A 14,221-nucleotide genomic window follows, 5' to 3' on the forward strand; every position below is an offset into this window, starting at 1 on the left:
AACGTGCCGCCAGGGGCTCATGAACGCCCCGGTCGGCGTCGAGTCGGTCGTGCCCGTGGCTGTCCGGCCGGCAGGCAGGCGGTGTCCCGGTGTCATGCGGTGCGGAAGGTGAGCACCCGGTACGCGGACTCGCGCGACGGGTCCGCGGGCGCCTCGCCCCTGTACAGCAGCATGACGACCCGGACGCTGTCGTCGCCCGGTGCGGAGACCTGCACCGTCTTCCGGGCGCGTTCGCCGGCCTCGGTCGAGACGGTGGTCCGGGAGAGTTCGCGCTGTGCCTGCACCTGGACCTCGCCGTCGTCGCCCTCGGAGACGCGCTGGACGGTCGTGACGATGGTGTACTCCTGGTCTTGCCCCTCGTGATTGTCGACGACGAGGGTCGGGTTCTCGTTGCCCTGGAGCACCGCGGCCTCCTGGATGCTCTGGTCGCCCGTCTCGACGGTGAACTCGGTGAACCCGCTCGTCGCGGGGCCGTAGGCGACCGCGAAGCCGACGCTCCCGAGCGCGAGCAGGATGCTCACCACCAGTGCGACGTTGTAGACGGTCGTCGGCGAGCTCCCACCCCGGAAGGCGTCGCGCTGCTGGGTGAACAGCACGGCCCGGAGCGGGACCGAGAAGCCGTGTCGGTCGCTCGCCGGGACCCGGAACCGCCGGAACAGGCCGACGACGGTGAAGAGGGTCGTCAGCCCCGCGACCCCGGCGAGGATGGGGAGCAGGGTGATGCCCAGTGGCGTGAAGTTCGCCACGAGGGCGACGAGGGCGACGAGGGCGATGCTCATGGCGACGGTGAGGCCGAACCGTTCGCTCCAGGCGATGCCGGTGTCTCGCTCCGAGGCGTCGGACCGGCCGCGGGGGAACAGCACGACGGAGACGGCGTACCCCGGCAGGAAGAGGACGAACAGGCCGGTCGCGACGGTCCGTGCGACCGGCACGTGCAGGTATATCGAGGCGGCCCCGACCGCGGTCAGTGCGAGGACGACGAGGGCGTCGAGGAACCACAACTTCGTGCGACTCATCGCGTGTGCCTACCCGCCCGGACGTGTTTATTACCGGCAGAGTAAGGCGGTGGTCGGCCGCTGCTCCGGCCGGGAGGTCACGGGGAGCGGGACTTAACAGCGGAGTAAACAGTTGCGGTCGGACAACGATTGGGAGGGACTCACACACTTACAAGGCAGGAGTCGAGACGGGTGGACATGCCAGAACACGACATCGTCTCGGTGGCACTCGCCGAGACCACGACCCGTGACGACCTCCGCGTCTCGCTGGTCACCATCCTCGACGCCGCGGCCAGCGAGGGTGTCGACCTCGGTGAGACCCTCGACGTCGGGGAGGAGGGCAGTCTCGGGTCGGCACTCCCCCTGGAACACGTCGCTGGCGTACGCCCGGCTGAGGCCGGCGACTGAGCACGCGCGTCGCGGTCCGCGAGAAGGAGTCTCTCCTGCTGGCGCTCGTCGATCGAGTACCGATGGTCGTCCCTGTTGCACCCACCGAGCTGTACAGCCACTGCGCCGTCTCGGAACGGGACCGGCCTCACGAGGTGAGCTCGGGCGCGATGTGTTCTCGCTCCCACTGGTAGCGCTCCCTGATGGCCTCCTTCCCGTCCTCGGATATCTCGTAGAAGTTCGTTCGACCGTCGATGCAGCCCTTCTCGACCAGGCCTTTCTCGACGAGTGTATCGAGATTCCGGTAGAGACGGCCGTGTGGGAGGGTACAGTCGAGCGACTCCTCGATCTCTTTCTTCAGTTCTCGACCGCTGGGCTCGTCCATCTTCGTGAGCACGACGAGCAGGTTGTGCTGGAATCCGGTCAGATCTGTCCTCATGCTTCACTCTATTGTTCCACGTACCCACACAAATACCCGCGCGGCCGTTGCTAAACCTACACCATCTATAATCCGCGCAACAGACGACTGCGGCGGGTTTTGGCACTGGATAAGACCGGGGGGACCCCCCACGAAGACGGTGTCAGAAATAAAACATACCCGGCTATGCGGTCGTTACCACTCGTATACTTATACCCGGGCCTCCCGTGGCATCCGGCATGTTCGGTACCAGCGGGATCCGCGGCGAGTTCGGTACGACTGTCACCTGCGACCTCGGGCTCTCGGTCGGGCGCGCCGTCGCCTCGGCGGGCTACGACCGGGTGGTCGTCGGGCGCGACGCCCGCGAGAGTGGCGAACCGCTCCAGCAGGCGGTCGTCGCGGGCCTGCGCGAGGCCGGGGCGAGCGTGGTCGACGTGGGGCTGGCGGCGACACCGACGGTCGCGCGCGCCATCGCGCGCAACGACGCGGCCGCGGGCGCGGTCGTCACCGCGTCGCACAACCCGCCGCAGGACAACGGTATCAAGCTCTGGAACCCGTCCGGGCAGGCGTTCGACGCGGCCCAGCGCGAGGAGATCGCCCGGCGCGTCCGCGAGGAGGACGTGGACCTGACCGGCTGGGACGGCGTCGGCGGCCAGGAACAGGACGACGGCGCCACCGCGGCCCACGAGGCGGCGCTGCGCGCGGCGGTCGACCTCGACGACACCGACCTCTCGGTCGTCGTGGACGTGGGCAACGGGGTCGGCGGGCTCACCGCCTCGGTCCTCCACGACCTCGGCTGCGACGTCCAGACGCTCAACGGTCAGCCCGACGGGCGCTTCCCCGGCCGGCCGAGCGAACCGACCGCCGAGCACTGCGAGAGCCTGCAACGACTCGTCGCGGAGACGGCCGACCTGGGCATCGCCCACGACGGCGACGCCGACCGGATGATGGCGGTCACCGAGGACGGCGAGTTCGTCGCCGGCGACGTGCTCATGGCACTGTTCGCGCGCGAGGCCGCGGGCGAGGGCGACCGGGTCGCGGCCCCGCTCAACACCAGCCTCGCGGTCGACGACGTGCTGGAGCGCCAGGGCGCGTCGGTCGAGCACACGAAGGTCGGCGACGTGTTCGTGGCCGAGGCGGCGACCGACCCGGACGTGGTCTTCGGCGGCGAGCCCAGCGGCGCGTGGATCTGGCCCGCGGAGACCCTCTGTCCCGACGGCCCCCTCGCGGCGTGCAAACTCGTCGAACTCGTCGCGGGGGCGGACTCGCTCGGTGCGCTGGCCGACTCCGTCGAGACCTACCCCATCCGCCGGGACAGCGTCGAGACGAAGGCCAAGGGCGCGGTCATGCGCGAGGTCGAGACCGCCCTCCGCGAGGAGTACGAGTCGGTGAACGACCTCGACGGCATCCGCGTCGACACCGAGGCTGGCTGGTTCCTGGTGCGTCCCAGCGGGACCCAGCCGCTCGTCCGTATCACGGCCGAGGCCCGCGGCGACGCGCGCGCAGACGAACTCTTCGAGCACGCCCACCGGCTGGTCACCAGTGCGACGAGCGCGAAGTCCCGCAGCGACTGACCAGCCGGCTAGCACGTTCCCTTTAGCTCATCGCTAGTAAACCCGGTTCCCGACGTACCGGGACGTATGACCGCGGACCAGCGCAGACGACGGTTCCTCGCCTCCCTGAGTGCTGTCGCCGCGACCGGCGTCGCGGGCTGCCTCGGCGGCGGTGCGGGCGACGGACGGCCGACCGAGGACCCCACGAGCACCGACGCCGCGACCGGCACCGACCGGAGCGCCGAGGACACGCCCGGGACCGGTGAGAAACACAAAGACGAGGGCGACTCCTCGACCGCGACCACGCGGACCGACCCCCACACCGTCGAGTTCGAGTCGCCCGCGGGGACCACCGTGACCGGCACCATCGCCGGCGCGGGGAACTGCGGCGTCATCTTCGTCCCGCAGATCGACCGCGACAGGGAGAGCTGGCGACCCCAGGTCGAGCAGTACGCGGCCGCCGGCCACCGCGTCCTCGCCATCGACGAGGGCGAGCACAAGACCGCGGCGGTGCTGGGGGCCGTCTCGTACCTTCAGGACGAGGGTATCCAGCAGCTCGTCGTCGTCGGGGCGAGTTCCGGGGCCGAGGCCGCCGTGGAGGCGGCGGGCCGCGAGCTGGCCATCGACGCGGTCGCCGCGCTCTCACCCGGCGGCGGGGTCGAGGCCGCAGGGAGCCTCGACGCGCGGCTGTTCGTCGCCGTCAGCATGGGCGACGACGACCGGTTCGTCGACACCGCGGAACGGCTGCACGAGGCCGCACGCGGCCCGAAACGTCTCGTTCGACTGGAGGGCGACGCCCACGGACAGGGCATCTTCGAGACCGAACAGGGCGACAGACTCCGACGACTCCTCGGCCGGTTCGTGACGACCGCCTGTGGTGAGCAGTGACGGATAACGGTCGCTTACGAGCGCATTAAACCGGCTCGCACGTCGGGACAGTCGCGTTATGTGGCTCGTAGTAATGGGGAACCGGGTTCAAGGCACGAGTGCCGGTGGTCACACTGGCGAGGTGAAAGCCCTCAGCAGTCGTCGCCCAGCGCAACATCACAGTCATCGCCCGGGAGTTGCCCACCTCCCGGTCGATCTTCGTCCATCCCCCACCGGACGACCGATCCCCTCAGATGTTGGCAGGGCACCCCCAACCATCCCATCTTCTCGTTGCCATTTTTTAGCACACTCCCATCCCGCAGTGGCCTGCTCGCTTAACGCGTCGATAACAAAAGGGTACTGTCGTGAATGCGAGAACGATGCAAGCAGTCATCCTCGCAGCTGGCGAAGGAACGCGGATTCGCCCCCTCTCCGACAACGTCCCCAAACCGATGGTGCCGACCGCCGACGGCCCGCTCGTCGAGCGGACCGTCGCGGCGGCGGTCACGGCTGGCGCCGACGAACTCCTCATGGTCGTGGGGTACGAGGGCGAGGCGGTCCGCGAGTACTTCGGCGACGAGTACGAGGGGACCCCGATCCGCTACGCGGTACAGGAGGAACAGCGCGGCACGGCCCACGCGGTGGCGGCCGCCGCAGAGTACATCGACGGCCCGTTCGCGGTGCTGAACGGCGACAACTGCTTCGACACGGAGAGCGTCGTCGAGCTGTTCGAGCGCCGCCCCAGCGTGCTCGCGTACCGGGCCGAGGAGCCGTCGAACTACGGCGTACTCCACACCGAGGACGGCATCGTGACGGGCGTGACCGAGAAACCCGACGACCCACCGGGCAACCTGGTCAACGCGGGTGCGTACGTCTTCCCGGAGGCGGCCCGCGACTGGCTCGAGGTCGAGGAGAGCGAGCGCGGCGAACACGAGATCACCGACGTGCTCGACCGCGTCGTCGCCGAGTTCTCGGTCACGCCGGTCGAGGTCGACCGCTGGCTCGACGTGGGCCGCCCGTGGGAACTCCTCGCCGCCAACGAGACCTACCTCGCCGAACTCGACGCCCGCGTCGAGGGCGAGGTCAGCGACGACGCCCACCTCGAGGGGACCGTCGTCGTCGAGGAGGGCGCGACGGTCAAGCCCGGCGTCGTCATCGAGGGCCCGGTCCTCGTCCGGTCCGGCGCGACCGTCGGGCCGAACGCGTACGTGCGGGGGGCGACCCTCATCGACGAGGACGCGAAGGTCGGCAACGCCGTCGAGGTGAAGAACAGCGTCGTCGGCAAGCGCTCCAGCGTCGCCCACCTCGCCTACGTCGGTGACTCCATCCTCGGCCGTGACGTGAACTTCGGCGCGGGCACGACCGTCGCCAACCTGCGCCACGACGGCGAGCCGGTGCGCCACACCGTCAAGGGCGAGCGCGTCTCGACCGGCCGCCGGAAGTTCGGGGTCGTCGTCGGTGACGGCGCGAAGACCGCCATCGACACGAGCCTGAACGCCGGCGTGACCCTCTCGACCGGGGCGACGACCAGCCCCGGCGAGACCGTGACGCGTGACCGGTAACTGATGCGGCGCCAGTACCACGCATCGGCCTCCCCCTACGCACCACCCTCCCCGGACGCATCGCCCGCACAGCAGGCCACACGACGCAGCCCCGCCTCGCGGGGACGACACGCCGAGACCACCACATGAACCGTAACATCGTCACCGCGTTCCTGTCCACCGTCGGGAGTCGCCTCGTCGGGCTCATCGTGACGGCCGCAGTGACACCGCTGCTCATCCACTTCCTCGGCGTCACCATCTACGGGCGGTACGCGACCATCATGTCGGTGTTCGCCCTGCTCACCATCTTCATGAGCTCGGGGACGAACACGGGCGTGAAGAAGTACATCGCCGAGGAGCGCTCGATGAACTGCTGGAAGGACCACGTCTTCGGCTACTACTTCCGGCTCGCGACGCTGCTGGCGGTGCTCGCGGCCATCGGCTTCGCGGTCGCCGCCTACACCGGCGTCGTCGCCATGGTGTGGGGGGCGGAGTTCGAGCCGTACTTCTACCTGCTCGGGGCGATGGCGCTCGCGGTCCAGTACCGCGAGTACATCCGCCGGACACTGATGGGGCTCAAACTGGAGCACGTCTCCGAGCCCCTGAACGTCCTCTACCGCATCGTCTTCGGCGTCGTCGGCGTCAGCCTCGCCGCACTGGAGTTCGGGGTCCCCGGGCTCATCGTCGCCCAGATCGTCGCGAGCCTGGTCGCCGTCGGCGTCGGGCTGGCGGTCGTCCGCGGCCGGCTCTCGTTCGACGCCATCGTGACGACGACGCCCGACCGGTTCCCCAGCTCGGACCTGTTCAACTTCAACCACCTCACCATCGCGTACGTCTTCCTGCTCACCTCGCTGTACCACATCGACGTGCTGATGCTGGAGGCGTTCAAGACCAGCGAACTGGTCGGCTACTACAAGGCCGCCCTCGTCATCGTGCAGTTCCTCTGGATCCTCCCGCGGTCGGTCCAGGGCGTGATGGTCCAGTCCACCTCCGACCTCTGGGAGCAGAACAAGGTAGAGCGCATCACCGACCTCGCCTCGCGGACCACCCGGTACGTCCTGCTGTTGACGCTGCTGCTCGCCATCGGGATGGCCGCGCTGGCCTCGACGTTCGTCCCGCTGTACCTCGGCAGCGAGATGCGCCCGGCGGTCACGCCGCTGTTGCTCTTGCTGCCCGGGACGGTGGCGTTCGCGGTCGCCCGCCCGCTGCTGGCCATCAGCCACGCGAAGGGCGACGTGAAGGCACTCATCGCGGCGACGTGGGCCTCCGCGACCCTGAACTTCGCGCTGAACCTCAACCTCATCCCGGCGTACGGCATGGTCGGGGCGGCGGTCGCGACGACCATCGGCTACGGGTCGCTCCCGCTGTTCAACATGCTCATCGCGCGGGACCTCGGCTACGACCCGCTGGAGGACGTTCGCATCGTGCGCATCGTCGTCACCGGCGCGGTCGCGGCGGTCCCCATCTACTTCCTGCCGGCGGCCATCGAGAACGACCTGCTCGCGCTCGTCGTCGTACCCGTCGTCGGGTTCGTCGTCTACGCGCTGGCGGCGGTGCTGACCGGCGCGGTCGACGTGGGCGAGGTCCTCGACTTCTGCTCGTCGCTCCCGGGGCCGCTCGGCGAGAAGGCGAGCGAACTCGCCGACGCCGCCGACGGCGGCTCGCCGATCAAGGACCAATCACCGGAGGTCAGCGACCGGGTGCAACAGATACTCGCGCTCACGGGCATCGTGCTCGTGGTGTCGGCGGTCGCGTTGCTCACCGGCGGCGCTGGGCTCTGAGTGGACTGTCGCGGAGAGAACGGTCGGCGGTCGTGTTCTCGGGCGCGGTCGAGTCGCGCCTGCTCAACTCGTGACGCGGTCGATGAGTGCAGAGAGCGTCTTCCTCGCGGGGGACTGCCGGTCGTACACCGGGCGGTCCTCCGTCTCGGCGACGAGTTCGCGGACGTGCTCGCGGACCGACTCGGTGCGGTGGTCCTCGCGCTTGCCGGTCTCGACCTCGAGTGCGGTCTCCATCAGCGACCGGTGCGAGCGGTTCCGGACGAGGTTCAACAGCGCGAGCATCTGTGACTCCTGGTCGTCCGACGCCCAGGCGGTGTCGGGGCTGAAGTGCTGTTCGGGGTGGCGGACCTGCGAGACGAGGTCGCCCGCGAGCGCGGTCCGCAGCCAGCGCGTGTAGCGCTGGTGGAAGATGGCCACGGCGACCTCCTGCCAGTGGGCCCGGAGCTGGTCCCGGTCCGCGGTCAGCGAGGCGACGTGGTGCAGGTACGCGAGGCGGTTCCCGGGGTCGACCCGGTCGCCCGCCTCGTCGACCGTCTCGTCGACCGTCTCGGTCGGGACGAGGTCGACCGCCACCGGCTCGTCGCCGTCGAAGGCGACCTCGATGGCGAGGCTCCACTGGGTCTTCGGGCGCTCTGGCATCGGGAACAGGAAGTTGCCGAGGCTGTAGAAGATGGGCGTGTCGTCGTACACCTCCCAGCCCTGCGGGACGTGCGGGTGGTGCCCGACGACGAGGTCCGCGCCAGCGTCGACGAACTCGCGCAGTCGCGTCTGTCGGTGGAGTGGTGGGAAGGGGACGTACTCGACGCCGCCGTGGGCCGCGACGATGGTCACGTCGGCATTCGAGGCGGCGACGCGCTCCAGCGCCCCCGGCGACCCGAGGTGGGCGGTACCGGGCTCGTCGCCGTCCGCGATGCCGAACTCGCGCTCGCAGAAACTGAAGACGGCGACCGAGGTCCCGTCGACCTCGAACCGGGCGGGCGCCATGGCGGCGGACTCGCTCTCGCCGGCGCCACAGCTCGCCAGCCCGACGTTCTCGCAGGCCGCCGTCGTGGCCCGGAGCCCCTCGGCCCCGTAGTCCATCAGGTGGTTGTTCGCGAGCGTCGCCACGTCGAACCCGGCCGCCCGGAGGACGTCGGGGACGTCACGGTCCACGTTCAACGTCGGCCCGGACTTCCCGAGTGGCTCGCCGGCACCGGCGACCGGCGCCTCGAGGTTGACCATCGAGAGGTCGGCGTCGCGGATCCGAGAGCTGAGCGGCTGTGCGACGGGGGCGTCTCTTGCCTCCCTGTCGCGGTACTTCACGTCGCCGGCGGCGAAGAGCGACCAGGTCGCGTCCGACGAGTCGGCCGCGAGGTCGAGTCGACCCAGCGGCGTCGGCTCGTCGGTCGCCTCTCGCCAGTCCCGTGTCTGCATGGCCGTCACCACGGTCTGGGGGCGAAAAAGCCCCGACGACCGTCCCGACGCTTAGCGAGTCGATAACAATGTTCCGGGCGAGTCGACTCCGAAGCGAGCAACCCGTGTACCGATATCGCACCCTCTCCCCCTGCGAAGCGACAGCGTCGCCCCGTCGAACAGCCCGGTCGTGTCCGCGCCACAGGCGAGGTGGGCCCGGATGACGTCGTCACAGCGCGCCCTCGCCCTCCTCGGCATCCTGTTCCTGTTCGTCGGCATCGCCGTCGCGGCCGTCCCGGGAGGCGAGGTCGGCCTCCCGATGCCTGCCGACGACGGGTCGGGCACCGAGCAGCCGACGGTGACGACACCGGCGTCGACCAGTGACACCCAGTCGTCCACGTCCGACTCGACCACGACGTCCGCGACCGAGACGGCGACGGACACGACGACGGAGACGGGAACGACCACGGGGTCGACCACGACGGACACGACCACCGGAACGTCGACCGAGACGACGACGGCCACGTCGACGCAGACCGAGACGGAGACGGAGACGGACACCCCGACGCAGACCGACACTGAGACGCGGACCCCGACCGATACGTCGACCTCGACCGATACGTCGACCTCGACCGATACGTCGACCTCGACCGATACGTCGACCTCGACCGATACGTCGACCTCGACCGATACGTCGACCTCGACCGATACGTCGACCTCGACCGATACGTCGACCTCGACCGATACGTCGACCTCGACCGATACGTCGACCTCGACCGATACGTCGACCTCGACCGATACGACGACGGACGACGACTCGTCCATCCTCTCGACGGTCTTCGGCGGCTGGCTCTTCTGACGGCGCGCCGGCGGTGATCAGGCCGGGACCGGGGCCTTCCCGGGGCCCGCCACGCTGTTCTCGATTCCCGCTCTTCGCGACGCACGCGGCTCTCGACACACACTGTTCTCGGGGTACTGCGCCTTCGACCAGCGTCGCCACTGGCGGTGTGAGGTAACACGGTGCCGTCCGTCTCAGCAGCAGGCAGGCACAGTCGCGGTCGCGTGCCCGGGCCGAATCACGTCGCAGCGAGAAGGAGTCCGCGGTCGGTGTGGCGGGTCATTCGAGGTACCCGAGGTCGCTCAGGCGGTTCTCGACGGCAGCCTCGGGCGAGTCCCGGTCCGCGCCCGTCTCGGCGGACCGGTAGGCGCGCCCGCCCGCCCCCTCGACGGCCGGCAGCACCTCGCCGTCCATGCGCTCGTTGTAGGGGATGCCGAGCGCGGCGAGGATCGTCGGCGCCACGTCGAACAGGTGGGCGTCCGAGAGGTCGGCGTCGCCGTCGACGCCCTCGCCCCAGGCGGTGACGATGCCGTCGAGCTTGTGGTTCCACGTCTCCGTCGGGTCCGCGAAGTACTCGTCGCGGACCTGGTCCGAGAGGAAGTACTGGAAGTTCCGCGGGATGGTGACGATGTCGACCGCGTCCTCGACGTGCTCGCCCTCGAAGTACTGCTCGCGGGGGACGACCTCGTCGAAGACCGGGTTCCCGTCGGGGTCGGTCACCGACCGCAGCGACTCGATGACCTCGGCGCGGACGTCGTCGTACTCCGACACCGGGACGACCCCGTCGGGCTCGCGGCCCTCCACGTTGAGGCGGACGCCGAGCTCGGTCCGCGAGCGCAGGTAGGCGACGGACTCGGGGAAGTCGACCTGCTTGTTCCCGGTCCGGGCCACGTCCTCGGGGGCGTAGCGCATCGCGATGTCGTCGAGGTTGACCGCCTCCAGTGCCTGCCGGATGCGGCTCGCGGTGAGGCCGACCTTGGCCGCGCCGGAGGCCATCTTCTCGACGAGGCCGGGCTCCCAGGAGTCGACGTCCTTCCCCTCGCGGAGTTCGTTCCGGATGGGGTTCCACGACGGCATGCCCTTGCCGCCGTTGGTGACCTCGACGACGCCCTCGTCGTGGAGGTAGTCGTTGACGCGGAACTCGTATCCCTCGTACTTCCCCATGCCGTGGTCGCTCGCCACGAACACGGTGTCGGGGTCGTGCTCGTCGATGATGCGGCTGATCTGGTCGTCGGTCTCCTCGTAGACCGAGCGGATCTTCTCCCAGTCGCCGCCGAACTCGTGGAAGACGGTGTCGGTCTTCTGGAACTGGACGAAGCCGAAGTCGGCGTCGTGCTTCTCGGTGAGGTAGCTGAACGCCTCGCCGCGCATGCGGACGAGGGTCCGGTACTCGTCCATCTTCTCGGCCTCGCTGTAGGAGTCGTCGCCCCGGGAGTAGGCGGGGTAGACGCGGTACTCGCCGAGCTCGTCGCGGACCTCGTCGAGGGTGCCCTCGGGGTGACAGGTCGGGTCCTCGGGGCCGATGAAGCCCGGCAGGATGGCGCCGTCGATCTCGGCGGGTGGGTGCGTGACCGGCGCGTTCACGACGACGCTGGTCAGCCCGTGCTCGTCGAGTATCTCCCAGAGCGTGAGTTCGTCGACGTGGTCGGCGCTGCTGACGTGCCAGTCGTAGCCGTCGTAGGAGACGAAGCCGAACACGCCGTGTTTACCGGGGTTGACGCCGGTGTACATCGAGGGCCAGGCGCTCGGGGTCCACGGGGGAATCTGGGACTCCAGCGGCCCGACCGCGCCCTCGTCGTTCAGTCGTTCGAGCGTCGGTATCGTGTCGGTCTCTGCGAGCCGGTCGAAGACGGGCAGACAGCCCGCGTCGATACCGACGAGGAGGACGTCGAGTCCGTCGTCACTCATCGATATCCCTCGACAGCGTCGTCGGTTCGGCGACCGTGCCCGCGTGGCTACGCAGGTGTGTCGGTACTCGTCGTCGGTGCATGTGGGTGCCTTGTAGAGAGGTATACGTTATTATCCGAGTCGTAAGCGACCGTTCCGGTATCGATACAGTCCGCCTAAGCGGTCCCCAGTCGCTGGGATGGCCCGTCACCGTGGCGTCGCGGCGGGTGGCCCGCCGCGTGGGGCGGGAACCGAACGCATGGCCGAACCGTGGCGTCACTCGACGGTGACGCTCTTGGCCAGGTTCCGCGGCTTGTCGATGGGACGACTCAGGGTCTCGGCCGCGTAGTACGAGAGCAGCTGCAGCTGGACGTTGGCCAGCAGGCCGACCCACTCCGGCGACGACGACGGCACCTGGAGGTGCTCGTCGGCGAACTCGAGCGACGGGTGGTCGGCGGGTGCGACCGAGACGATGGGTGCGCCGCGGGTCTGGGCCTCCTTGGCGTTGTTGAGCGTCTTCCGGTCGTGGTCCTCGTCGCCGGTGAAGACGGCGAAGACGGGCGTCCGGTCGGTGACGAGCGCCAGCGGGCCGTGTTTCAGCTCGCCCGCCGCGAAGCCCTCGGCGTGCTCGTAGGTGATCTCCTTGAACTTCAGCGCGCCCTCCATGGCGACCGCGTTCGCGACGCCGCGGCCGATGAAGAAGTACGCGTTGTGGTTGCTGTAGTGCTGCGCCAGTCGCTTGGCGGCGGAGAAGTCGAGCACCTGCTCGATGTGCTCGGGGAGCTGTTGCAGCGACGCGAGGAAGTCCGCGAGGTCGTCGCGCTGTTCGCCCGTGGTCGCGTCCCCGAGGACGCGCTGGCTCAGCAGCGCCAGCGAGACGACCTGCGAGGAGAACGTCTTGGTCGCGGCGACCCCGATCTCGGGGCCGGCGCGGATGAACAGCGACTCGTCGGCCTCGCGGGCCGCGGTCGAGCCGACGACGTTCGTCACGGTCACGACCGACGCACCCTTGTCCGCCGCCTGTCGCATGGCGCTGAGGGTGTCGGCTGTCTCGCCGCTCTGGGTCACCGCGACGACGAGCGTCTCGTCGTCGATGGTGTCCGTCTGGAGCCCGTACTCGCTGGCGCGGTAGGCGTTCGCGCTGATGCCGCCGTCCCGGAGCATCTTCGCCCCGAACATCGCGGCGTGGTACGAGGTACCGCAGGCGACGAAGTGGACGTCGCGCACGTCCTCGAACGTCTCCGGCGGGAAGTCCTCCAGCTGGACCGTCTCCGACTCGGGGTCGGCCCGGCCCTGGATGGTGTTCGACAGGGCCGTCGGCTGGTGGTTGATCTCCTTGAGCATGTAGTGGTCGTAGACGCCCTTGCCGGTCTCGCTGGGGTCCCAGTCGACCGTCTGGACCTCCCGGGCGACGGGGGTGCCCGAGAGGTCCGTCAGCGACAGGTCGTCCTCCTCGATGACGACGACGTCGCCGTCTTCGAGGTACATCACGTCGTCGGTGTAGTCGAGGAACGCCGGCACGTCGCTCGCGAGGTAGTGGGCGTCGTCGTCGAGCCCGACCACCAGCGGGGAGCCCTGCCGGGCCGCGAACAGCCCGTCGTGGCCGTCCATGATGGCGGCGATGGCGTAGCTCCCCTCCAGCTCGCGGACGGTCTCGCGGAACGCGACCTCGGGGTCGCCGGTCTCCTCGAGCCGTTCGTCGACGAGGTGCGGGATGACCTCGGTGTCGGTGTCGCTGGTGAACTCGTGGCCCTTCGCCTCGAGCTCGTCGCGGAGTTCGCTGTAGTTCTCGATGATGCCGTTGTGGACGACGGCGACGTTCTCGTCCGACGGCGTATGCGGGTGTGCGTTCTCGTCGGTCGGCGGTCCATGCGTACTCCAGCGGGTATGGCCGATGCCGACGTCGGCCTGTTTCCCGAGGGGGACCTCCTCTTTCAGCTCACCGACGCGCCCGGAGCGCTTGTGGACCTCGACGCCGGAGCCGTTCTGGATGGCGACGCCGGCGGAGTCGTAGCCGCGGTACTCGAGGTTCTCGAGGCCGGTGACGAGCCGGTCGACGGTCCGCCGCGGCCCGACGCACGCGATGATGCCACACATCAGGGTCTCACCCCCGTCGGGTCGTCGACGAGTACGGGCTGGTACACCCGACGGCTCCAGAGCGGTTCAGATCGGTTCGTCTCGGACTCGCCAGCGGTGCGAGTGCTCGTTTCGGTGTCTGTTTGTTCGGTCATGGTTCGGTGTATCTCCCGCCAGAGCCACGACGGGTCGCGGGGACGATTCAGGCGTACACGACCTCGGGGGTTTACTATAGACCGGTTAAGGGAGTTGTTAGTGCGGCTGTAAGCTGAAACCGGTAATCACCGCGTCAGACACTGGTCAAACCGCCGAACTGTCCACGGTCGTTCATTCGGTTCAGGTCCGAAGCCCGCCGTCGGTTCCCCGGTCGACCGGCCCACCCCGACGCCGTCGGTGTTCGCCTGCTCACATGTCACATGGCTCTGCGGCGGGACAGCCGCGGCCGCCGACCGGCTCGCGGGCGCTCCACAACTGTCTGGGAGAACG

Annotated in this window: 11 protein-coding genes; 5 read left to right on the forward strand and 6 right to left on the reverse strand. The window is 69.1% G+C overall.

Annotated features, from left to right (window positions below):
- Positions 1-92: 92 nt before the first annotated feature.
- A complete protein-coding gene (locus NOV86_RS14740) occupies positions 93-1,016 on the reverse strand; it encodes a DUF1616 domain-containing protein (protein WP_267642356.1) in 924 nt (307 codons plus the stop codon).
- A 177-nt stretch (positions 1,017-1,193) separates the two neighbouring features.
- Here NOV86_RS14740 and NOV86_RS14745 point away from each other — a divergent pair, with 177 nt between their 5' ends.
- Positions 1,194-1,403: a hypothetical protein gene (locus tag NOV86_RS14745; RefSeq protein WP_267642357.1), complete on the forward strand. Its 210-nt coding sequence runs from the start codon at positions 1,194-1,196 to the stop codon at positions 1,401-1,403.
- Positions 1,404-1,530: 127 nt separating this feature from the next.
- Here NOV86_RS14745 and NOV86_RS14750 read toward each other — a convergent pair whose 3' ends face one another.
- The gene (locus NOV86_RS14750) at positions 1,531-1,821 is read right to left on the reverse strand and encodes a PadR family transcriptional regulator (protein ID WP_267642358.1); all 291 of its coding nucleotides are present in this window, start codon (positions 1,819-1,821) and stop codon (positions 1,531-1,533) included.
- A 218-nt stretch (positions 1,822-2,039) separates the two neighbouring features.
- Here NOV86_RS14750 and glmM point away from each other — a divergent pair, with 218 nt between their 5' ends.
- The 4 genes from glmM (at position 2,040) to NOV86_RS14770 (ending at position 7,542) form a co-directional block, all read left to right on the forward strand.
- Entirely contained in the window at positions 2,040-3,374 is a 1,335-nt protein-coding gene (glmM, locus tag NOV86_RS14755) for a phosphoglucosamine mutase (RefSeq protein WP_267642359.1), read from the forward strand.
- A 66-nt stretch (positions 3,375-3,440) separates the two neighbouring features.
- Complete coding sequence (locus NOV86_RS14760) at positions 3,441-4,241, forward strand: dienelactone hydrolase family protein (protein WP_267642361.1); 801 nt, start codon at positions 3,441-3,443, stop codon at positions 4,239-4,241.
- Positions 4,242-4,600: 359 nt separating this feature from the next.
- Positions 4,601-5,782, forward strand: a complete 1,182-nt coding sequence (glmU, locus tag NOV86_RS14765) for a bifunctional sugar-1-phosphate nucleotidylyltransferase/acetyltransferase (protein ID WP_267642362.1) — start codon at positions 4,601-4,603, stop codon at positions 5,780-5,782.
- 125 nt (positions 5,783-5,907) lie between these two features.
- Complete coding sequence (locus NOV86_RS14770) at positions 5,908-7,542, forward strand: lipopolysaccharide biosynthesis protein (RefSeq protein WP_267642363.1); 1,635 nt, start codon at positions 5,908-5,910, stop codon at positions 7,540-7,542.
- A gap of 63 nt (positions 7,543-7,605) precedes the next feature.
- Here NOV86_RS14770 and NOV86_RS14775 read toward each other — a convergent pair whose 3' ends face one another.
- From NOV86_RS14775 to glmS, 4 genes are all read right to left on the reverse strand, one after another.
- Positions 7,606-8,955, reverse strand: coding sequence for a CapA family protein (locus NOV86_RS14775; RefSeq protein ID WP_267642364.1), 1,350 nt, complete (start codon positions 8,953-8,955; stop codon positions 7,606-7,608).
- A gap of 51 nt (positions 8,956-9,006) precedes the next feature.
- Positions 9,007-9,759, reverse strand: coding sequence for a hypothetical protein (locus tag NOV86_RS14780; RefSeq protein WP_267642366.1), 753 nt, complete (start codon positions 9,757-9,759; stop codon positions 9,007-9,009).
- 292 nt (positions 9,760-10,051) lie between these two features.
- A complete protein-coding gene (locus tag NOV86_RS14785; RefSeq protein WP_267642367.1) occupies positions 10,052-11,680 on the reverse strand; it encodes an alkaline phosphatase family protein in 1,629 nt (542 codons plus the stop codon).
- Positions 11,681-11,935: 255 nt separating this feature from the next.
- The gene (gene glmS / locus NOV86_RS14790; protein ID WP_267642369.1) at positions 11,936-13,756 is read right to left on the reverse strand and encodes a glutamine--fructose-6-phosphate transaminase (isomerizing); all 1,821 of its coding nucleotides are present in this window, start codon (positions 13,754-13,756) and stop codon (positions 11,936-11,938) included.
- Positions 13,757-14,221: the final 465 nt, after the last annotated feature.

This window comes from Haloarchaeobius amylolyticus (genome assembly GCF_026616195.1).
Lineage (GTDB): Archaea > Halobacteriota > Halobacteria > Halobacteriales > Natrialbaceae > Haloarchaeobius > Haloarchaeobius amylolyticus.

Excerpts from the sequence above, each read along its gene's own strand:
- NOV86_RS14740 (WP_267642356.1), bottom strand. The coding sequence starts at position 1,016 with ATGAGTCGCACGAAGTTGTGGTTCCTCGACGCCCTCGTCGTCCTCGCA.
- NOV86_RS14745 (WP_267642357.1), top strand. The coding sequence starts at position 1,194 with ATGCCAGAACACGACATCGTCTCGGTGGCACTCGCCGAGACCACGACC.
- NOV86_RS14750 (WP_267642358.1), bottom strand. The coding sequence starts at position 1,821 with ATGAGGACAGATCTGACCGGATTCCAGCACAACCTGCTCGTCGTGCTC.
- glmM (WP_267642359.1), top strand. The coding sequence starts at position 2,040 with ATGTTCGGTACCAGCGGGATCCGCGGCGAGTTCGGTACGACTGTCACC.
- NOV86_RS14760 (WP_267642361.1), top strand. The coding sequence starts at position 3,441 with ATGACCGCGGACCAGCGCAGACGACGGTTCCTCGCCTCCCTGAGTGCT.
- glmU (WP_267642362.1), top strand. The coding sequence starts at position 4,601 with ATGCAAGCAGTCATCCTCGCAGCTGGCGAAGGAACGCGGATTCGCCCC.
- NOV86_RS14770 (WP_267642363.1), top strand. The coding sequence starts at position 5,908 with ATGAACCGTAACATCGTCACCGCGTTCCTGTCCACCGTCGGGAGTCGC.
- NOV86_RS14775 (WP_267642364.1), bottom strand. The coding sequence starts at position 8,955 with ATGCAGACACGGGACTGGCGAGAGGCGACCGACGAGCCGACGCCGCTG.
- NOV86_RS14780 (WP_267642366.1), bottom strand. The coding sequence starts at position 9,759 with ATGGACGAGTCGTCGTCCGTCGTCGTATCGGTCGAGGTCGACGTATCG.
- NOV86_RS14785 (WP_267642367.1), bottom strand. The coding sequence starts at position 11,680 with ATGAGTGACGACGGACTCGACGTCCTCCTCGTCGGTATCGACGCGGGC.
- glmS (WP_267642369.1), bottom strand. The coding sequence starts at position 13,756 with ATGTGTGGCATCATCGCGTGCGTCGGGCCGCGGCGGACCGTCGACCGG.